9 protein-coding genes are annotated in these 23,735 nt (G+C 39.8%); 2 read left to right on the top strand and 7 right to left on the bottom strand.

Annotated features, from left to right (window positions below; all coding sequences use genetic code 11):
* Positions 1-6: 6 nt before the first annotated feature.
* The 7 genes from LX92_RS16060 to LX92_RS16030 all read right to left on the bottom strand — a co-directional run bounded on the left by LX92_RS16060 (position 7) and on the right by LX92_RS16030 (position 15,999).
* Complete coding sequence (locus LX92_RS16060; RefSeq protein ID WP_109652847.1) at positions 7-1,452, bottom strand: arylsulfatase; 1,446 nt, start codon at positions 1,450-1,452, stop codon at positions 7-9.
* 87 nt (positions 1,453-1,539) lie between these two features.
* The gene (locus tag LX92_RS16055) at positions 1,540-3,564 is read right to left on the bottom strand and encodes a six-hairpin glycosidase-like protein (protein WP_146197852.1); all 2,025 of its coding nucleotides are present in this window, start codon (positions 3,562-3,564) and stop codon (positions 1,540-1,542) included.
* Positions 3,565-3,590: 26 nt separating this feature from the next.
* A complete protein-coding gene (locus LX92_RS16050; RefSeq protein WP_109652843.1) occupies positions 3,591-4,913 on the bottom strand; it encodes an MGH1-like glycoside hydrolase domain-containing protein in 1,323 nt (440 codons plus the stop codon).
* 74 nt (positions 4,914-4,987) lie between these two features.
* Entirely contained in the window at positions 4,988-6,430 is a 1,443-nt protein-coding gene (locus LX92_RS16045) for a sulfatase (RefSeq protein ID WP_211315886.1), read from the bottom strand.
* A 526-nt stretch (positions 6,431-6,956) separates the two neighbouring features.
* On the bottom strand, positions 6,957-8,420 hold the full coding sequence (locus LX92_RS16040; protein ID WP_109652841.1) for a RagB/SusD family nutrient uptake outer membrane protein: 1,464 nt from the start codon (positions 8,418-8,420) through the stop codon (positions 6,957-6,959).
* Between the two features lie 17 nt (positions 8,421-8,437).
* Positions 8,438-11,545: a SusC/RagA family TonB-linked outer membrane protein gene (locus tag LX92_RS16035; RefSeq protein ID WP_109652839.1), complete on the bottom strand. Its 3,108-nt coding sequence runs from the start codon at positions 11,543-11,545 to the stop codon at positions 8,438-8,440.
* Between the two features lie 242 nt (positions 11,546-11,787).
* The gene (locus tag LX92_RS16030; RefSeq protein ID WP_109652837.1) at positions 11,788-15,999 is read right to left on the bottom strand and encodes a two-component regulator propeller domain-containing protein; all 4,212 of its coding nucleotides are present in this window, start codon (positions 15,997-15,999) and stop codon (positions 11,788-11,790) included.
* Between the two features lie 650 nt (positions 16,000-16,649).
* Between LX92_RS16030 and LX92_RS16025 the strand changes: the two genes are divergently transcribed.
* Positions 16,650-19,511, top strand: a complete 2,862-nt coding sequence (locus LX92_RS16025) for a DUF5060 domain-containing protein (protein ID WP_170117876.1) — start codon at positions 16,650-16,652, stop codon at positions 19,509-19,511.
* Positions 19,512-19,525: 14 nt separating this feature from the next.
* Positions 19,526-23,710 carry a two-component regulator propeller domain-containing protein gene (locus LX92_RS16020; protein ID WP_170117875.1) on the top strand — a complete coding sequence of 1,395 codons (4,185 nt, stop codon included), beginning with the start codon at positions 19,526-19,528 and terminating at the stop codon, positions 23,708-23,710.
* Positions 23,711-23,735: the final 25 nt, after the last annotated feature.

Below are 23,735 nucleotides of genomic sequence, written 5' to 3'. Positions count from 1 at the left end.
CACGCATTAATGTTTATCGAAGTTAAAGACCTCGGATGGGGTTCTGGCCGTATTGAAAATATCCTCCATTTCCTTAACGATATCTGGATGTGACCCTGCGATGTCATTGTTCTCGCCAATATCATTTTTTAAGTCGTACAATTCCATCGGTGCATTGGGGTTTTTAAATACATTGTTACGAACCGCCTTCCAATCCCCCATGCGTATAGCCTTTCGTCCACCCATTTCATGAAACTCCCAATATAGATACTCATGCTTGACCTGTTTATCCTTTTTCCCTAACATGGTGGGTAAAAAGGAGATTCCATCAATATTCGGGGGGGTATCGACACCAGCAATATCCGAGAAGGTAGGTAGCACGTCCCAGAAAGCGGAAACTAGTTCCGTTTTACTGTTGGATTTGATTTTTCCTGGCCATTTGGCAATCATAGGAATCCGGATTCCACCTTCATACAGGTCTCTTTTAATCCCTCTTAAAGGACCATTACTATCAAAATATTCTGGATCGGCACCTCCTTCATTGTGGGGACCGTTATCGGAAGTGAATATAATGATCGTATTGTCCGAAATGCCCATATCCTCTACCTTTTGAACGATTTCACCTACCTGTCGGTCCAAAAGTTCAATCATCGCCACAAATGCGGCATGCGGTGTTGCCTGGGCACCATAATAGCCGCCCTTATAAGGTTTTTCCGGAGGGAATTTTCCCGAATATTCCTTTATTAAATCCTCTGGGGCAGCCAATTCCGCATGGGGAATTACCGAAGGAACAAACAAGAAAAAGGGATTGTCTTTATTTTTCTCGATAAATTGGAGCGTCTTCTCCTGGATTAAAGAGGGTGCATATATTTCCCTTTTACCATTTTCATTTCCCGAAAGCACAATAGAATCTGAATTGCTCCACAAATGGTCTGGATAATAATGATGGGCCTGTCGTTGGCAATTATATCCATAGAATACATCAAAGCCCTGTTGGGTTGGATCACCTTCAGAACCAGGATGTCCCAGTCCCCATTTTCCAAAGGCCCCAGTTACATATCCTACTTTTTTTAGGGCCTCGGCGACCGTGTAGGTACTATCGGGTATAGGATACTGGCCTTCTGGCTCAAGCTCTTTGTTTCCCCTAACAACGGTATGCCCTGTGTTAAATCCGGTCATTAGGGAACATCGGGAGGGGGCACATACACTCGTGCCTGCATAATGTTGGGTAAAGACCATACCCTCTGAAGCCAATTTATCAATATTGGATGTACTGAATTTCTTTTGCCCAAAACAACCCAAGTCCCCATAACCTAGATCGTCGGCAATAATATAAATGATGTTCGGTTGCTTAACATCCTTGCCCTCGATCCGACTAGTTGCCGTGTTTTCGCTTGTTTTTTTAGGGTTTTTGCAGGCCACAAAGACAATGGCAAAAAGTATGGGTAGTAAATAAATTGTTTTGATTTTCATAGTAGACTATTAGATCATTATTTTATACATTATTTTGGGTTTGGACGTTAACTGTGATAAACAAATCCAATAGGACCGATTATTCCATTATTTGAAATGTACATGTACGGTATCCCCTTCCCTTATATACTTTTCATATATTGTTTTATTCCCTCCATCGACGACTTTAACGTGCAGCTTTTTCGCTTTTCTTACGATAGAGATATCAAAATTTTCACCAAAGGCCTTTATTTTTTTTAAGGCCATATGGTCCCATTCCTTGGGCAATCTGGGAGTGCTTTTAAAACTGTGGAGCCCTGTAGGGACGATTCCAAAGACTCCTTCGGTGAACACGCGACAGTAAAGACCACTCTCCGCGGATAATTGTGCCATGTTACCTTCGGGAAAAGCCTCTACCACATATGGTACCCGATCGCCTAAAAGTCGTTTGTTTGAAAACTCATCCAGTTTTTCCAGTGATTCTTCCGTGGATCCGGCCAGGAATGTTCCCCTAAGGGCATATAAGGTTCCCCTGTCCCAGAAAATTTCGGAAATAGCCTTGTTTTCATCGTTTTTTTCGACATGCACCCCGTTCTCTGACCACAGTTTATCAAAAAGGGCCTTTGTGGTGCCTTCTTTACGATCGTAAATACCTACGACCAAAGGAAGGCAAATCCAATGCCTTAATTTGGTATGTTCCTTATAATACTTATAGGTTTCTATGCCCTCAATAGTCGCTCCAAAATAAGATTCGATTGCCTTTTTAAGGGTTTTGGCCTGTCTGGAATACGTTTGTAACGTCTTACTGTTCTCGTTTAACGAACGGCCTAGACTTACTGCCAATCCCAAGGCTCCGTAGTACAAACTGGAAGTGGATAAATTGGCCGTCCCCGTAGGAATCCTTCCTTCCATTTCATCGGATTTCGAAACAACCACGCCCGAATCGTTCAATTGTCTTCTATTGTACTCCAAACACCATGTTATTAATGGCCATAGCTCTTTTGCGATATTTTTATCCCCACTTGCCAAGGCAAATTGTGTGGCTCCATAAGCGATCATAGCGGCATCACCCCTATCTAAAGTGCTTTTGGGTGCATCGCCCTCCATTTCAAAAGAATAGGGGAGGTTGGTGTACGCATCGTTTGTTTCCTTATCAAAGATCCTATAAACATTTAAAGATGCCTCGTTTCCGGTGGCATATCCTAAATAAGGAAAAAAGGGTCCTACATATTCCGCTTGATCATTGGCCCAAAAACCGACATAATAGCGGCCACCACCGGGAGAATGGATTAAACCTAGTTTTGACTCAAAAATACTTTCAGAGGCCCTAATCTTGGAAAAACCGAACAAGGTGTTCAACGTAGGATCGGGAGTAACCAATTCCAAAGAATTCTTCATTTGGTCCAAAAAACTTAGTCGCTCTTTATAAAATTCATTCCCGGATATTTGAATGCGTTCCTCATCGTTCATTGTAGCAGAGATTCCAATTGAAAAAGTATATGATTTACCGGGGGGCAAGGTTACTTCGTTCTTAATGTTGGAATCGATATAAATGGCATAGTTGCCTTTTGCCCCTTCGGTCATCGATTTGGTTTCTTTACGCCCCCCTTTTAATACAATGGATGATGTGCCGGTATTGGTCATGGTCCATTGTTCTACGAATAATCGTTGACTCATAGAGGGGAAAAAAGTACGCGTCAGTGCGACCCCGTCAACAGCTTCGTGCTTTAATGTCAACATACCATTAATGGAAACCTCTGAAACGGGTCCAGGTACATAAATTCTATCACCCAAGGCTATGGAAGGAAGAATTTCGTCCGAATACGTTTCTTTAAGGTATGCTCGATACGCTTTCCAATCCGGGTCGTTGGTCTTTAAAAATGTGCGTAGTTGCGGAAAAAATATCTCACGGCTTACCGCTACCTCCCTTTTGTCATTAATGGCATAGGTTACGATACCAGAGACCCTTTTTCCTGAAAGTTCCATATTATCTTGATATGGGTGATTGTTACTTTGAGTAACATCGAGCCGTATTTCATCGGATTTATTAATACTCCAATGCTTTTCCTGCGCTATCTGCCACTGAGAAACCAGTAGTGCTGAAATCACCAATATATTCTTAATTAGCATCATTTTCGATTTTAGAAATTATATCATCCTCAATTAATATCCAATAACATCCAATTATCATTTACCACCCCATCAAGAACATTTTCTATACATAGATTCCAACTAACGAAACCAACAATATTCCCATTTTCATCAACATGGTCATCACTAGGGGCTAAAGCTACCCCTGTTTCGGCATTATAATTTTCATGCATGGTGTCGTGTCTTTCCATATCCTTCAACAATAAAGTACCTATCTTGTTGCCCAGCCAAGCCACTTCTTTATCAAAGCCATATTTTTTGAGGCCAATGGAGTAAATGTAATTTGCAATAGGCCACACAGGGCCTTGCCAATTGGAAAAAGGCACGATTATATTTTTGTTGTTGTAATCTGGATCTTTGGCGGAAAGTGACCTAAAACCATATTTCGCTTTCATGTGCGACGGTTCCAAAAGATATTTCCCGATCATTGCCTTACCTTCTACTTCCGGGGCTATGCCCGCCATTAAGGGCACAAACGAAGAATAACTGATTCTTTTGTAAAAATCGCCTGTTTCCCGATCAATGGTATAATAAATCTGATCTTCCTTTGACCAAAGATATGTATTGATAGCTTTTTTCAATTTGTTTGCCTTTTCAATATAGACGATAGCATCCATATCCTTACCCAGTACTTTGGCTATAGCCGCTTGGGCTTGATATTCCTTATACTGAAGGGTACTGGCATCGGGAGCAAGAAAGGACCGTTTGTCTTCTTGGAAATAATTCATGGCAGGATTGTTGTCCGCTCCACTTTGCATGGCAATATCCCAATAAAATAGTCCGGTCTTTTCGTCTTGTTGCGTACGTTCCCTGTATTCCAATACTTTTTTCAACTGCCCATAATAAGGCTTTACCCACGAAAAATCCTTTAATCCTTTTGAGGCTAGATATACGCCTTGGGACAAAAAGGGTTTCATCGCGAACTTACCAAAAATAGGTCGAGGTCCCTTGGTAGTTGCACAACCGGACACATATCCATCTTGATCAATTCCTTTGATTAGGTTTAACGCCCAATATTTCAAGTATTCCGGTTTACCCTTGCTCACAAAATAGTTTCCCATAAAAAAACCATCCCAATCCCACATTTGTTTATAAAAACCGGAAGGTATGAGATATGGATATTCCAAATATCCTTCGGCGGGCTGTATTACTTTCTTGGACTGCCGTTCAAAATCATTGCGCAGCCTAGTGTAAAGGTTTTCCATTTCTTCTTTGTTTATGGTTACCTGGGATGAGTCGGTTTTTATTACAGATTCATTTTTTGCCGTTTTCTTGTTATTACAGCTCATTAAACTGCCGATAGTTATACAAAGTAGGAGTGTTTTCTTCATTTAAATTATATTGTTAGATCGTTGTTGAACGTTTAGCACCTTACGGGAGCTACAGGCATCAACCTTCGAGTTGGTTATTTTCGTGTATATTGTTTAGGGAATTGGGCATCCACATCGCTCCACCATTTATTGATTTTTTTAAAAAGGCGATTCCTAAGTACTGGTAATTCCGAAGCTAGGTCATGTCTTTCGCCAATATCATTCTTTATGTTGTATAGTTCTAATCTGTTATCCTTGAAAAACACAATTAATTTGTAATCTCCTTCACGTATGGCGCTGCTTGGCCCTCCTTTTTGGTTGGAACGGTGGGGATAATGATAATAGGTGGCTTTATGGATTTTTTGTTTTTTGTTTTTAAGAATAGGTACAAAGCTTTTGCCGTCCTTGTGTAGGTCTGGACGTAAAGGCAGCCCCGTCATCTCAAGAATGGTGGGATAAAAGTCCATACTGGTGATGATAGCATCGGATACGGTTCCAGGTTTTGTTGTTCCTGGCCACTTAATAATAGCAGGCTCCCTTATGCCCCCCTCATACAACCAGCCTTTACCTCCTCTTAAAGGAGTGTTTGCGGTAGGAGTCCCTTCTGAAGAGCATAGTCCACCGTTATCAGAAAAAAAGATTACGATCGTGTTATCCGCAATGCCCTTTTTTTTAAGTTTATGGAGTATTTTACCAACCGCTATGTCCATGGATTCTACCATGGCCGCATAAGTGGGGTGATCTTGTTTTTTTCTGTAGAGAAACGGTTTTCCTCTATTCTTTTCTTCTTCAAATCGCTCTTCATCGGTCAAGTCGAGTTTTTCCTTTTTCCCGTTATATTTTTTAATCCTATCCTCCGGGGCACTAAAGGGAGCATGGACAGAATAAAAGGAAAAATACAGAAGAAAGGGCTCATTTGCATTTTTGTCGATGAAGTCAACGGCCTCCTTTGCCAAGCGGTCTGTCATATATACACCATCTGGGCCATTTTTTAAATTTGGTATGTTCCATGGAGAGAAATACTTGTTTTTTATATACAGTCCACCTCTAAAGTGCCCTGCTATATTAATGTCGAAACCTTGTTTGTCCGGCCAGAACTTGCCTTCGCCTGCCTCATTGTTTAGGTGCCATTTTCCCAAGAAAATAGTTTTGTACCCGGCATCCTTTAGAACTTCGGGGAACAGTACTTCTTCGAGAGGAAGGTTTTTTACATAATTTGGATTCCCAGGTCCGCCAATCCATTGAGTAAGGTGAATACGAGCAGGATTTTTCCCGGTTAGGATTGAAGCTCTTGTTGGGGAACAAACCGGTGAAGCAGCATAGGCTTGGGTAAAGCGAACGCCTTCCTCAGCCAATTGGTCAATATTGGGCGTTTCATAAAAGGTACTGCCGTTGGCGCCAATATCCATCCATCCTAAATCATCAACTAGGATAAAAACGATGTTTGGTTTTTTATTGGTCTGTGCGTATAGTCCATGGCATAATATGGATAAGGTAACCAACAATATTTTTTTCTTGGAGAAGTTGAAAAATTGCATTTTTAAAAGTTAATAGATGGTTCTTGTTATATATATGAAGATTGTGTGAAAAACATACCCTATGTAAAGGAGGGTAAAAACAATGAGCATTTAAAATTCCTTATGTATATGTCCCACAAAACCCCCACTCAATAGGACGTAATAACCCTTTGGGTTATTTTCACTTGATAATTCATCTACATGCCTAGTATTCAACATAGCTTCGTTCTTTACAGCTTTTTTTGTTTACAACTAGCAATAATCTTCACGTTCAAACAAGGTAGAAGTGTTTTCTTCATCTATTTAATAAAATTTATGATTTACAGGCTTAAATGCCCGTGAATCCTTTTCATAAAATATTTTAATAAAAGAATAAAACCGTTGTGTTTGGTACTTTCCTAAAAAGAACACAATAATTTGTTTGCTCTGCCCAATAATTTAGTAGAAAAGAACGTTTTAGGCCCCGGTATCCACGGATGCTCCAAAGCCTATTGAAACGTTCTTTCTACTACTAACAACAACTAACTCAATTCTTAAAAATTCTAACTTACCAATTAGGGTTATTGGGGGCCAAATTCGGATTGATATCAATCTCACTTTGCGGTATGGGCCACAATTCGTTCTTACCAGCTACGAAACCGTACCCTTTGCCAGTCATTACTTCAGCTGCCTTGCCCCAACGAACAAGGTCAAAATATCGTTTTTGTTCAAAACATAATTCAACCCTTCTTTCGTGATAAAGAGCTTCCCTCATTTGTTCTTTGGAAATGGTCGCATCGACAAACGGCACTTGTGCACGTTTTCTAATGGGATTGATGAAATCGACTGCCTCACCTGTTCGATCAAGTTCATTCAACGTCTCAGCCTTTAGGAGAAAAATATCCCCTAAACGTATAACTACATAATTGTTATCGACAAAATATGGTGTTCCAGCCGTATAGTCATCAAAAGCCACCAATCCTTTTTTACAGTTATATCCAGTAGGAGACCATTCCCCTTTATAGACATCACCACTAAAAATGTCACCATCCTTTAGAACGGAGGCTTCCAATCGTATATCGCCGGGTTCAAACTCGTCTACCAAATCCTGTGTTGGTAACATAAAGCCGATTCCACCCCAATCAATATCCGAGGATCTTGGAGACATCCATCCGTTACGGTTATATCCTTCACGGTCACTGGCACCCCCTGTTTGGAAGTTTATCTGAAAAATCACTTCTTTGTTCGTTTCGTTTCCGATACCGAAAATGGCGGAAAAATCATCAGAAAGGCCATAGCCATAATCGTTGATCACACTCGTAAGTAATGGATCTGCTTCCTTCCACTTTTTCTGAAAGACATAAGACTTGGCCAAAAGGGCCTTTGCGGCTCCTACAGTAGCCCTTCCCAAATCGTTGTCAGAAAGATCGTCAGGCGTTTTTAGTCCTTCCATCGCTGCTTTAAGATCATCTTCGATAAACTTCCAAACCTCACTTTCGGGACTTCTTGAAATGTCATAATCCTCAGGGCTGTTGGGTTCTGTTACAATGGGTAAATCGCCATAACGTATCACCAAATCAAAATAACACAATGCCCTAAGGAACTTGGCTTCGGCCAATAATGTATTCTTAATGTCCGAATCTATATCTTCCTCTGCCATTCCCTGGATTTTCTGGATAGCCAGATTTGCCCTGAACACCGGAACGAAATATGCTTTCCATTTGTCTACGTAGATATGGTTATCGGCAGATGCAATGAATTTTTGCACTTGATCCATACCGGGTTGATCAGAAGGTCCGCCCCCTCCTTTTTCCGCATCATCGGATTGTACGTCTTCTACGATTGACATTGCACCGTAGACGGTATAACTTTGGATTCCGTCGTAAATGGCATTGACCGCCTGTGTGGCCTCTTCCTCATTGGTGTAAAAAGTACCCACACTTAATGAACCCAAGGGTTCTTTGTCTAAAAAAGAGTCATCGCAAGCGCATACGCTTAAAGCCAGTAAAGTGATATATATGTATTTCTTCATGGTTTCGTTTATTTGAATTATAAGGATAAGTTTATGCCAAGTACCAAAGAACTGGCCACAGGATATTTGGCCCTATCGACACCAAGGTCGGTCCTTGACCCTTTAGTCTGATACATTTCCGGATCAAAACCGCGATAAGAAGTAAAGGTGTGGAGGTTTTCGGCACTAATATAAAAACGCAGACGGTCTACTTTTAACTTTTCAAGGATACTTTCCGGCATAGAATAACCCAATTGTACATTTTTGATTCTTAGGAAAGAGCCATCCTCTACCATACGTGAAGAGCTTCTTGTATTTTGGTTCACATCATCACGGGTTACCCTTGGCACTGAATTGGAAGTCCCTTCACCTGTCCATCGGTTCAAAATGTTCGTCCATTTGTTGTAGGGTTCAGAAGCTGTCTCTACCTGACGAATCATACCATTGTAAATATCATTACCGTAAGAACCGTAAAGGCGTACACTAAAGTCAATGTTTTTATAATTGGTCTGTGCGTAGGCCGAGAAAGTGAAATCGGGATTGGGATCACCAATATAGGTACGATCCTTATCATCCAGAACATCATCTTCATTGACATCCTTGAATCGAATATCGCCCGGTTTGGCATCAGGTTGCACCCCGTGTGCCAAAATATCGGCATTGTTTTGGAAAAGTCCGTCCGCAACATAACCAAAAAACTGGCTAATCGGCATACCTACCTCGGTACGTGTCCAGCGTTCCCCCAAATAAGCCTGGTCACTCCAAATATAATCTACGGTACCAAGGTCCTTTACCTCATTCTTTATTTTGGTAAAGTTACCCCCGATATTATAGGTAAATTCCTTATCGGAAGGTGACTGGTAATCCAAGGCCAACTCAATACCACTATTCCTGATTTTACCGACATTGGTATAGGCCGTAGTTGAATAACCCGAAGTAGCCGGTGCCGGCAAGGTCAGCAACATATCCTCTGTGTCTTTTATAAAATAATCCGCAGTTACAGAAACACTATTATTGAACATTTTAAGATCTAGACCAAAGTTGCTTTGAATGGTAGTTTCCCAGGTAACATCCGGATTGGAAGCGGCATTGGGAGCGTATCCTGGCACAGTCCCTTGTGAGGTACCAAAAGGATAATAAACCAAATCAAGATTGTTCGCCCAAGGGTAGTTACTGTAAATATCCTGATTCCCTAATTTACCATAACTCGCACGTAGCTTAACATAGTTAAAAACCTTCGTGTTATCGAAGAAACCTTCTTCACTTATAATCCATCCTGCCGATACGGAAGGGAAGGTTCCGAAGCGATTGGATTCCCCAAATCGGGAAGAGCCGTCGCGCCTTACATTCGCTTGAAAAAGATATCGGTTTTTGTAGTTATAGTTAAGTCTTCCTAAATAGGACATAAGTGCATATTCCGAAGTACCGCCACTGTTGTCCCTAGTTCCTGTTCCCGCACCTAAATACCAAATATACTTTTGGTTATTGGGGAAATCCTTTCTACTGGCGTTTAAGGTTTCATATCTATTTTCCTCTTTGGTAATACCTGCCAAAACATCAAAATGGTGATCTTGCCCTATATCAAAGGTATAATTAACCGTATTTTCCCACACCCAAGTGGTATACAATGAAGATGTTTCGGAAAGCTGGTTTTGAATGGCTTGTGAGCTACCTTCTGTATATGTAGGATCAAAATCCTTTCCTTTAGAGTATAGGAAATCATATCCAAAAGAACTTTTAAAAGTAAAATTGGAGATAGGTGTATACTCTAAATAAGAGTTGCCCAAGACCCGATAACTTTTTCTGGTATCATAATTCATCAAAGCCAGGCGCACGGGGTTACCACCATCACCTACATATTCCGCAGGGCCGATGTTTCCTCCCCAATCCCCATTGGCATCTTTTACCGGAACCATGGGCCTTTCCCGTAATGCACCGAAAAGGACACTCGTCCAGGAATGGTCATCAGGTACTACATCCTGCGTATTGGTAGTCAATGACAAATTAGTGCCAACCTTAAATTTATCCGAAAATTTTGTACTTCCATTGACACGTGCGGAAATTCTTTCGAATCCACTACCAATAACGATGCCGTCTAACTGATAGTACCCAAGGGAAAACAAATAATCCGATTTTTCAGATCCTCCTGAAAAAGTAAATTGGTGGTTTTGAATGGGTGCATTTTGAAACACCTCATCTTGCCAATTGGTATCGGTTGGATTAGCTGTACCTGGACCGTACTCACTGGGATCTCCCCAAAACGCATCGTCAGGTAGACCTGAGTTTCTGTAAGCTTCTTTTGTTATCATAACATAATCATGCGAATTCAACACATCAATCTGCTTGGCAGCCTGTTGAAAACCATAATAACTCTCGATGCTGATTTTGGAAACCCCAGCCTTTCCTTTTTTGGTCGTAATTATAATCACCCCATTGGCTGCCCGGGCACCATAAATGGCGGAAGCTGCAGCATCCTTAAGAATGGAAATGGAGGCTATATCCGATGGATTGATTGAACTGATTCCCGATTTTGTCGGAAACCCATCTATAACGTACAATGGATCATTGTTGCCAAAAGTACCTGTACCCCTTATTCTCACTGCAACTCCTCCTCCCGGCTCACCGGAATCCGCAGTAATCTGTACCCCGGCAACTTTTCCTTGAAGCGCTTGGGATACCGTAGGAACGGAACTCTCCTTTAAAACATCTTCATTGACAAAACCGACACTCCCTGTCAGATCTTTGACTTTTTGCTTACCGTAACCCACAACCATGACTCCTTCAAGGGAATTGGCTTCTGGCTCCATCTGCACCCGTATATTGGTTTGTGCACCCACGATAATTTCCTGGGTCTTATATCCTAAATAAGAAAATACCAATACTGAACTTTCTGAAGGTACTTGAATTTTGAAATTACCGTCAAAGTTGGTAGTCGTACCATCTGTAGTACCTTTAATTACTATAGCCGCTCCAGGTAAAGGTATACCCTGGTCGTCGACAACGTTACCTTTTACTTCCTTTTCCTTGTTGTCCAACGAGAATGCCGGACCGTAGTTGGCACTTGCGCTGGATACAAAAGCTACATAGCAGATTAAAAAGCCGAGAATCCTGGCTTTAGTGACCACGCTTTCAATTTGTTTCATCATAGATTTAAAGTTTTTAGTTAGTTTGTTCAGAACCTATTCTATTCGGTTCAACAAATACCCAATAAAAAAAGTGGATTTGTTTCTTGTAAAATTATCGGAATCATTGGCCTGAAAACTTATAATTCCGTATCAAATACGTATAAAATAGTACCATAGGTTCCATATAACCGAAGTTTAACGGGGTCATCGACAAATACGATGAAATTACTATGGATAATGGATGTGTATTTTAGAATGATTTTCTAGATGTCTTTTTTATACTCTTTTGGACTACATCCATACGCTTCTTTGAAACATCTTGAAAAATAACTCGGTTCTTTGAAACCGGAGAGAAAAGCGATTTCCGCTATCTGGAATTTGCCCTCATCCAACAATAGGACGGCATATTTTAACCGAATTGATTTTATAAAGTTATTAGGGGTAAGTCCGGTCAGCGCCTTCACCTTCCGGAATATCTGGGCCCTACTTACACCGGTCTCGGTGGCCAGTATTTCCAAAGTCAGGTTTTGGTCTTGGATGTTTTTCTCGATGGTTTGTTTCAATTTTAGCAGAAATCTTTCATCAATGGAGGTTACCGTTACTTTTGAAGGTTCCAATATTTTGGCATTTTGGAACATTAATCGGAGCTTTTCTCGATTTTTGATTAGGTTATTGATCTTGGCAATCAGAATATCCTTATTGAAAGGTTTGGTAATATATGCATCAGCCCCTGAATTTATACCTTCAACCACTTGCTGGTCGAAAGCCCTGGCGCTGAGCAAGATTATGGGGATATGGCTTGTCTCGAAATCACCTTTTATCCTTTTACAAAGATCAATGCCATTGATTTCCGGCATTACAATATCACTGACAACCACATCAGGGGTTTCTTCCCGAATTAAATCTATTCCTTCCAGACCATTATTGGCGGTATAAACATTAAAATCATTTTGCAGTATCCGTTTTAAATACATGCGCAATTCGTCATTGTCCTCAATAAGGGCCACACTATACTGCTTAATTTTGTCAACGGCCAGTGATTCTTCTGAAACGGGAACGACTAGTGTTTCCACTTGGCTTTTCGCCGGTATTATTGATGGTGATACCGTTTTTGAAACTTTATAAAGATCTTTGTTCTTGGGTAATAATACCACAAAAGAGGCTCCCTTGTTCTTTTTGCTTTTCAATAATATTGATCCATAGTGCATTTCAGCAAGCTGTTTTACCATATATAGACCAATTCCTGTACCTGAGTTTACACTGTCATCTTGATAAAAACGGGTAAAAATATCTTGCACATGTTTTTCGGAAATGCCACCTCCGTCGTCTTTTACCTTCAAGAAAATATGATTGTCCTTGTCGGAGTATTCCTTTTTGCCACAGATCAGCTTGTATCCACGCCCACCAAACCTTCCTTTCTTAGTGTTTAAAACCCCTATCGAAACGCGTACTTGGCCTCCATATTTCACAGCCTTGAATGCATTGGACAATAAGTTGTATAGGATTTTTTCCATCTTATCATGATCATAGAACATGATTATAGGGTGCTTGGGAAGTTTGACCTGATAATCGACATTCTTGTTTTTTGATACATGTACGAACGAATTGGTTATCACTCGAACACTCTCCACTATATCACCTTCGCCTATATTCAACTCCAATTTTCCGTATTCGTATTTTCTAAAATCCATTATTTGATCGACCAATCTTCTTAATCGCTCTACATTTGTTTGAACTATACCCAATAATTCGTTGTTCCGATTTGCATGCTTTTGTTGAATCAAACTATGTATAGGGTCTACAATCAACGATAGTGGTGTTCTTAACTCATGGGAGATATTCGTAAAAAATATTAATTTGGATTCATAAATTTCCGATAGTTTCTTTCGTTCTATTTCCTGTATTTTCAGCTCATTACGACTGTCCCGGTTCTTTATTAGGATATAAACGAATGAAATAATGATCCCCACCCCTAACAAGTACCAAAGGAACACCATCCACCATGTTGCATACCATGCTGGCATAACCTCAATTTGCACAACAAGCTCTTCGGCATTCCAAACCCCATCATTATTGGTCCCCTTTAGATGAAATTGATAATCCCCCTTGGGAAGGTTTGCATAGTTAATGGATCGTTCATTACCTAAATAGCGCCAATCATCGTCAACCCCGATCAATTTGCATTGATACATATTATTACTGGAATATGGCAAATGCAATGAAGCGAACTCGAGTCCGACCGTATTTTCTTTTGCTTTTAACCTAATGTTTTTGGCATATGATATTTCTTCTTTCAGTATTTGATTGTCATCATTTACCCGGACTTGTTTGCCATTGACGATCAACTTGGTCAATACAAGATTTGGACGGTAGTCGTTCTTATTGATATTGATCGATGAATCGTAGCTATTCAAACCGCTGGAACCACCAAAATAAAAATTCCCCGATTTACCCGCATAAACAGAGTTGCCATTAAATTCCAAAGACTGCAATCCATCTTTAATACCAAACCGTTCCTCTTCGGATGAATCGAAATCATAGTTGAATACACCATTATTCGAACTCGCCCATATTTTATTCTTGTCCTTATCATACAATAGCCCGTATACATACCCCATACCAACCTTTAACGGATTGGATGACCTTTTTAGCGAAAGGAATGGCTTTATTTCCTTATTTGGCAAATCTATTTCACAAATACCAAAATTGGTACCTACTAAAATGGTGTTATCGGCCACCTCGCATAGATTATAGGATTCATAGTTCTCAAAATACTTTTTATAGGCTTCTGCAATCCTAATGATCTTAAAGTTCAATGGTTTTCCTAGATTCTTATACTTTGATATGTAAATGCCGTAATCCTTATACTCCAAATAAGCTATCCTTCCGTTCAATGTCCCCAACCATATCCTGTTTTTACTATCGAGCATTAAGGAATAAATGATTTTGTTGTCTAGCGAAGTTCCAATCGAAGTGTTTGTTATCCGTTTCAATTCTCCCAAGGCTGTAGATACATACAATCCACTGGAAGTACTAATCCATTTATTGGCATCCTTATCCTCCAAAATGGCATAAACACCCTCTCCTGGCAAAAGACTTGGTTTTTTAAGGTGAAATTGCCTTTTGAGGTCTTCATTATCCCGTATCGGTTTCTCTATGATATAAATCCCTCCTTGGGTTCCCACCCAAATGGATCCCTTTTTATCTTGAATTATTGATCTAACATGCCCCAATGCGTTGTTGACATCTGCGCCTACACTTAATTGTTTTTCCCCTTTCAATACAAAAAGTCCCTTCCCACGGGTTCCTATCCATAAATTGGAATCGTTATCTTCCAAAATTCCATGAACGTTGACAATTTCTGTTCCAACCCTATCACCTTTGTCAATTTTATTGATAATATGGAACCTCTGCTCCAATGTAACCACGGTATTTACCCCAGCATCAGTACCAACAACGATCATTCCCGAGGGATCCTCAAACAATGTTCTTACAAAATCGTTGTTCAGTACATTGGCAAAATTGATTTTATGCCTATAGTTCTGCCAATTATTTGTTTGTTTATGGTACACGAATAATCCTTCCCCTTCGGTGCCAATCCATATAGACCCATTTATGTCCTCTAGAAAATTATTGATAAGTTCAGGATTGGGCCAATTACTGTATATACTTGAGATTTTCTGAACCTTTAAAGGAACGCCATTTGCAAAGGCGCCAATATTCAGCTTTGAAAAGTAGGTCTGTCCATCCGCAAAGATCAGTAAACCGTTAGACTTGGTAAGATACAGGGTTCTATACTCCTTAAGTGTCTTATCACCTTGATCCATTTCCACCAAAACAGGGGTGGCAGCGGGAGCATCCACACTTAAATAAAAAAGCCCTTTGGAAGTTCTTATTAGTGCCCCCCCGGCCATAGCGATTATTTGATAAACCTCTGGGGTTTGTTCTATGGTCTTTGATCCTTCAAATTCAATTTCTTGGATAGCATAGGAGCCTTCTGTTTTTAGTTTAACCCGAAAAAGTCCGTTTGTCGTACCCAAATAAATACCGTCTTCATTACCGTCAACATCTAAACAAGTGATATAATTACTCTGTTCCGGATTGGTTTCCGATGGAAAAATGTAAGTAAAGGTATGATTAGTCTTATTAAATAAGTTCAAGCCATTCTTGGTACCGACCACCAAATAATCACGCAAACCATTTACGGCCGTCACCCATGGGTTGCTCAACCCGGTTTCACCATTAAAGGTATTTGGGAAAATTTCATAATCATAACCATTGTACTTATACAACCCATCCATCTTACCTATCCATAAAAAGCCCTTTTTATCCTTATAAAAAGAGGAGGTAACATTGTCGGTAATACTCAAATTATCACTAAGCGAATTGATTTTGTAATCGAAACTTTGTCCCACACCTGAAGTAAAGGTGATAAAAGCAAACAGAGTAATTAATAGCAAATTATTTTTCTGCATGAATAGAATTGGGCTTGAAGAAATTGGAGTTAATTATGGATAAAGTTAGTGAAATAGAATTTTAAAAAAATCTTTATACATTCATTCATCCATAGTAATACTATCGTTCTGTAACTTAAACTATTTTTAGTGAAGGTTGCATTCTCCCGGGTTGCAAATCTAAGACTGTAGAAGATAGATTTAACCATTAAATTTATTCGGATAAAATTATAACGAAAGAGCATCAAAGGTAGTCGGAAAAAGCTTGGGCATAAAAAGTATTACGGATTAAGAATCCTTGATTCTAGTATTTTATGCCTTTTCCTTACGGTTCATGTCCCATAACATTATAGGGGTAATTCACTATAATATGCCTTTGGCCAATCCTTTTCTAATAACATGCTACTTTGTCCATAATTTTTTCTGTACCCCATTAGTTGTATAAATTTCAAAGGGAAATTACCTTCATGTTAATTAGCAGTAAAAAGCTACAAAGCCCAAATTGGATTCCCATATCGTATTTCCGGTTAGGGTTTAAAATTTAAAATGCCACAATTGTCGCATAGGATGCTTCATGCGTACTAAGAATGATATGGATAACTGAATATTTTTAAAGCCTATTACAAATAGAAATTGTGTTCGTCGAACGTAACGGCTAAATGAGATTATTGATGGGAAGTACAAAGGCATTATTTTTCTTCATTATTGTTTGCGGTTTTAACAATCTGCTTGGACAAGAGGTTAGAATACAAGGGGAATTACAGAAATGGCATAAAGTGACCTTAACTTTTGAGGGGGAAGAATTGAGTGAGGATGACGCTTATAATCCCTTTTTGAATTATCGCCTCAACGTTACTTTTAAAAATGGGAATACCGAATATGTTATACCTGGTTTTTATGCTGCTGATGGGAATGCATCGGAAAGCAGTTCAACCAAGGGGAAGATTTGGAAAGTCCGATTTAGACCTGATAAAATAGGGCAATGGAAGTATGAAGTTTCATTTAGGAAGGGAGAGAACATTGCGGTTAACGACTCAGTGGATGCTGGGAGCCCCGTGTCTTTTGACGGGGTCAAAGGTTCGTTTGTGATTACCGATATAGAAGATGGTTCTATGGGGCCGGAATCAAAAGGGCGTATTCAATATACAGGGGAACGATATTTAAGATATGCCGAAACCAAAGAGGTTTTTTTAAAAGGAGGTGCAGATAGCCCTGAGGATTTTTTGGGATATTATGAATTTGATCAAACACCTGCTTCCCACAAATATGGCCCTCATGCCGGGGATTGGAAGCAAGGTGACCCGATATGGCAGGGTAATAAGGGAAAAAATATAATAGGGGCATTGAATTATTTGGCATCTAAGGGAATGAACGCTGTTTATTTTCTAACCATGAACGTTCAAGGGGATGGAAAGGATGTCTGGCCCTGGATTCATGAAAATGAAAGGTATCGATTCGATTGTAGCAAGTTGGATCAGTGGGAGATTGTTTTTGACCATATGGACAAACTGGGATTAATGCTCCATATTGTTTTGCAAGAGACAGAAAATGAATTGTTGTTGGATATAGGACAACTGGGGGTGCAAAGAAAGTTATACTTAAGGGAATTGATAGCCCGTTTTTCCCACCATTTGGGTGTTACTTGGAATTTGGGTGAAGAGAACGGTCCCGTTCATTGGTCGCCAAAAGGTCAGGATGATGAAGATAGAAAGGCAATGATGGAGTACATTAAGCGTAATGATCCGTATCAAAATTTTGTGGCTTTGCACACACATTCAGTTCCTAAAGAACAAGACCAGATCTTGCGACCGCTTCTTGGTAACCCATATTTAGATGGGCCATCCATCCAAATCCATGATCCACATCTGGTGCATGAAACAACTAAAAAGTGGATTCAGGAGTCCCATAAAACCGAAAAAACCTGGGTAGTGAATCTCGATGAGATAGGCCCTGCGGATGTCGGGGCAAAACCCGATGCGGATGATCCAACACATGATGAAGTAAGGGGGCCAGTGCTTTGGGGTAATTTAATGGCAGGGGGAGCAGGGGTTGAATGGTATTTTGGTTACAAGTTTGCCCATATGGATTTGAATTGTGAAGACTGGAGGTCGCGGGATGCCTTGTGGGACCAAACGAAAATTGCCCTTGATTTTTTTCATGACCATCTACCTTTTTATGATATGCATAGTGCGGATGATCTAACAAGTAATAATGATGATTATGTCTTTGTGAAAAACAGGGAAATCTATGCCATATACCTTCCAAAGGTCCAGAAAACGACCATCGATATATTGAATACAACATCAATGTTTACGGTAGCATGGTTCAATCCGAGAACCGGAGGGAAACTCCAAAAAGGGACTTTAAAACAAATCAAAGGGGGGAAAGCCGTGGATATTGGTTACCCTCCAAACAAAGAAGGGGATTGGGTAGCCCTTATAAAACGCAAGAAAGTTGTAGGCACACAAGCAAAATCAAAACCAGAGGTTATAACCTTGGATGCCTTGAGTGATTTTGTCTATGAACAGAATAATGAAAAACCTTCGTTTTACCGTGATGAATTAAACGGGGTTTTGGCCATTGATGCCTCCCAAAAGGATCAACGCAAAGGTTTTGCTTCTGCATATGCCGTTTTTACGGGCAAGGAAGGCCTGTATAAGGCATCTTTTATCAGTATGGCTGAAAACGATGGCGAATCACAATATATTGTCCGTGTTAATGGAACGGTACTGGATACACTGGTGAATCCAGAGGTCACTGAAAACTTTAAGACTATTAGGCATGCTTTGGATAAGATGTACTTATATACCTATGATGTCATCCAAATAGAATCAAAGGTCATGACCCATGGGAAAATACCGGAAAATGGGGAAACCGCTTGGTCTAGAGGTAGATGGAATGCCCTTAAATTGGTTCCGGACGGACTTTCTGTAAAAGAACAATTGAAGAACGTAGCCCCATTTGAGGAAAACAATGGGTATTTGGAGGTAGAGGCGGAATCCTTTCACTATAAATCAAATAATGGCACAAAACGCGATTGGGTTTTACGGTCACAGGAAACTTCCAATCCCAAAATAAAACACCATCTAGAAACATCCAGCAATGGTGCTTATATTGAAGCTTTACCCGACACTAGGGTTACGCATGGCGATCCTTTGGTGCACGGTGTAAATTTTTTCCCTATAGCAGGTATTGGTGGTATCGTATCCTATAAAGTCAAAATAAATACTCCAGGAAAATATTATGTTTGGGTAAGTGCCTATTCGAGTGGATCCGAAGATAATGGGGTGCATGTTGGGGTTGATGGTACATGGCCCGAAAGTGGTGCCAGGATGCAATGGTGTGATAATAAAAACCAATGGACATGGTCATCGGCACAGCGGGTTCCAGAAAACCATTGCGGTATTCCAAAAACTATTTTTCTTAATTTTGATTCACCAGGGGATTATATAATATCGTTCTCCATGAGGGAGGATGGTTTTGAAATGGATAGATGGATTCTTACCACAGATGGTAGCATAACCCTTGAATAATCCCTGTTATATATATGAGCAATAGAAATAGGATAAATCTTTTTTTTGTATTTCTTAGTACACTGGGTTCTGTGCTTGTAATGGCTCAGGAAGCAACCAAGCGCTTTGAATTTGAGAATATCAAAGATGGTATTTCCAAGGTTGCGGTTTCTACCATAATACAGGACCAAAATGGTTTTATATGGATGGGAACCAACGGTGAAGGCCTGTATAAATTCGATGGTATTGATTATACATCTTACAAACATCGGATTAATGATTCTACTTCCTTAAATAGTAGCTTAATACACTGCACCTATTTAGATACGAAAAATAGACTTTGGATAGGCACCGAGAACGGGTTGAACCTTTATGATAGGGACTTGGATAAATTCGTACGGATTCCATTCGAAAGGAACAATAAAAGTGGTATTTACAATTTTTCGGCATTTACGATTTATGGCGATGCTTCGGATAATATCTTCATTGGGAGTTTTGAGAATGGTTATTTCAGATTGGCGGCAGGGGATTCGATTATTAGACGGGTGGCTTCCAATTTTGCTTCCTCAAGGAATATTGTGAATGTCAATGATATAAAGGTTAGTGGGGAAGGCAAAATTTATGCGGGTACCAGTTTAGGTCTGGAGGAATACCATAAAGAGGACAATAAGTTCAAATTTTCGTATTTCAATACCGATAAAGGCTTGGTTACCTTTAAGCATCAGGTTCAGTCCATTTTGTTGGCCCATGACAGTTCTATATGGATAGGCACCGTATCGCAAGGGGTCTATAAAATTGAAAAAGGGATCGAAAAGGGTGGCTTGGATGCCATTAGCCATTACGATATTACCGACAAACGAATACTGGATATGGTCCAACTTGCCGATGGTACTGTTTTGGTGGGTACAGAGAATGACGGTCTATTTCATATGGGGGTCAATGGCAATCTCATCAATAGGTATGTTCAGGATAAAACCGATAAAAAAAGCATTAGTTCAAATTCAATTTGGGCGTTGTTATTGGATACCGATAACAGGATTTGGGTCGGCTATTATAACAGTGGTATATCTGTTTACGATAGTTTGTACGATAAATTCAAGGGTCTTGAAAGTCTGCCCTATAAAACAAATTCATTGGATGTGGGGTCTGTTACCGGTATTTTAATGGGTGATGATCGAAAACTTTGGATAAGCATGGATGGTGGGGGTATTGACACCTATGATCCTACGACGAATAGGTTTGAGCATATTGGGCGGGGTAAAAGCAGGTATTCCGGGCTAAAAAGTTCGGATATTCAAACCATATTTTTTGATAGTCATAAAAATTTGTGGGTCGGAAGCTGGCAAAATGGACTATTTCTTTTGAAGGAAGGCTCCTATTCTTTTACCAATTTCAGTAGCAAAAATCTACCCGATGTATTTAATTCCAACCGTATAATGAGTTTTGCGGAGGGTGCTGATGGTACAATTTGGATTGGGACCTTCTACGATGGACTCATTTCGTACAATCCGAAAACCCAGGAGTTTATTCGGCATACTTCAGAGCCCTTCGTACAAAATGAAATCCATACCAGTGCTATCCGAAAAGTATTGGTCGACACCAAGAATAACCTATGGTTGGGTACGACCCAAGGCCTTTTTAAGGTCACTCAGGAACGTTCGGGAGGGTTCGTAGTGAAATCCCTTGCGGAAAAGGTTCATAACACAAGTCAAAATAAGACCAGTGCGAATCATATACTTTCCTTATATGAAAGTAAGGATGGTAAAATTTTGATAGGCACTAGGGGCTCGGGCCTATGTAGTTATGATGATGAAACGAATGAATATGTTTTTTACAATGAGATCATTGGTCTAAATGATGAAACGGTATCCAGTGTTTTAGAAAGTGATAACGACAATATTTGGATAAGTGGTAACTCGGGTATTACCAAAATCAATCTGTCGCAAGGGGAGTTTACCAACTATACCCAAAACGATGGATTGCTTTCCGATGATTTCAATTTCAATGCAGTACTGCAAGATGACCAAGGCATCCTCTATTTTGGGAATTATAAAGGCATTGATTTTTTTGACCCCAACGAGATTAGCCAAAACAAAGGGGTTCCAAGATTATATTTGACAGGGTTTAAGCTTTTTAATGAGGGGGTAGTTGCCAATGGGGAAGGATCCCCTTTGAAAAAGGTCATTTCCGAAACAAAAGAAATCACATTAGATCATACACAGTCTGTTTTCACCATAGACTATGTCGGCATTAATTATACGCGACCAGAAAAGAACCAATATGCCTATTACCTTGAGGGATTGGAGGATTCTTGGAATTATGTGGGGAGTCAAAGAAGTGCGACCTATACCAATTTGGATCAGGGGGAATATACCTTTAAATTAAAATCAGCGAACAATGATGGAATTTGGAATGAGACTCCCTTAGAACTAAAGATTACCGTACTACCTCCTTGGTGGAAAACGAATATCGCACTTCTTTGTTATCTGTGTTTATTCATGTTAGGGGTGTATCTGTTGAATTTGGTCACACAGAAACGAATAAAGGAAAAACAATTGATTCGTGCCGAAAGGGACCAACGGGCAAGGGAAGATGAATTGTATAAGCAGAAACTACAATTCTTTACCAATATTTCTCATGAATTCAGAACCCCTTTGACACTTATAATAAACCCTCTTAAAGATATTATTGGGGATAAGACCCTTAACCTACCGGCGAAGATCAGGGATAAACACAACGTTATCTATAAGAATACGGATAGGCTTTATCGGCTTATCAATGAGCTTATGGATTTCAGGAAACTGGAACATAACAAAGTGAATATCAAAGTAAAGGAACTTGATTTAAGTGTATTATCGAATGAGGTAATAGATTATTTCGAAGCGGAGGCATTAAGCAAGAACATACACTTGACCATCGATAAAGACCAAGATCATATTCCCATTTATGCCGATGAGAAAATGTTGGAGAAAATCATTTTCAATATTCTTTCCAATGCAATGAAAGTTACGAATGAGGGTGGGGGTATAACCTTGGATATCGTATCAAACGATATTTTTGAAAAATTGCCATTGGTTGATGAAAATGAACCAATAAAGGTTGTCGAAATAGTTATTTCCGATACAGGACCAGGGTTAACGGAAGAACAGGTCGGGAAAATATTTGAACGTTTCTATCAAGTAAAAAACCTTAATGAAACCTATTACGGGGGAACCGGTATAGGACTCGAGGTGGTACAAAGCTTCGTGCAGTTGCATAAAGGAAAGATTGAGGTGACCAGTGAATTAGGAAAGGGCACATCATTTAGAATAGTTTTGCCCAAAGGGAAGGAGTATTTTAGTGAAAATGAGCTTCTTTTGGAAGAATCGAAAGCCTTGAGACCTTCTTCTAGGGAATCCTTTGGGGTAATTGATAGTGAAAAAGGGGAAATGGAGGGGCAAGAGGAAAAATCACCCCCTAAATATAAGTCTTACACACTGTTGATCGTTGAGGATAATGCGGAGCTACGCAATTATTTAAAAGATGAGTTTAAGGAACAATACAAGGTAGTCGTGGCCAAAGACGGTAAAGAAGGGCTAAAAATCGCAAAAGATATTTTACCGGACATTATCTTGACAGATGTCATTATGCCGAATATGGATGGGTTTATGTTCTGTAAGTTTATTAAGGAGGATTTGAGGACCAGCCATATACCTTTGTTGATGCTGACCGCAAAAGCCAAAATAGACGATAGGATCGAGGGAATAGAATTCGGTGCCGATGCCTATATGGTCAAACCATTTGATATGAGGCTGTTAAGGCTTAGACTCAATCAATTGATCACAAGTCGACAAATCATCTTTGATAAATATTTTAGGAATATCAGTGGTGGTGATGAAAACACAAATAACACCTCACTGGATAAAGGATTTATACAAAAGGTGTTGAATTATGTCCATGAGAACATAAGCGATCCCGATTTGAGTGTGGAGTTATTGGCCAAAGAGCTCAATTTAAGTCGTAGCCAACTATACCGAAAGATTAAAACACTTACTGGGCAGACCGTAAATGAATTTTTACGAAACGTCAGATTGCAGAAAGCCAAGCAGATCATTGAAACTGATGTGGAAATAAACATCAGCGAGGTTTGCTATCAAGTAGGGTTTTCATCCCCTTCCTATTTCACAAAATGTTTCAAGGCATTATTTGGGGTCCTTCCGACAGATGTGGTGAGACCTTAACTTTTCCTAGCACAAATTACCACCT

Source organism: Maribacter polysiphoniae, from assembly GCF_003148665.1.
GTDB lineage: Bacteria > Bacteroidota > Bacteroidia > Flavobacteriales > Flavobacteriaceae > Maribacter_A > Maribacter_A polysiphoniae.
Note: the sequence above shows the minus strand (reverse complement) of the source record. Positions and strands in the feature narration are given on the sequence as shown.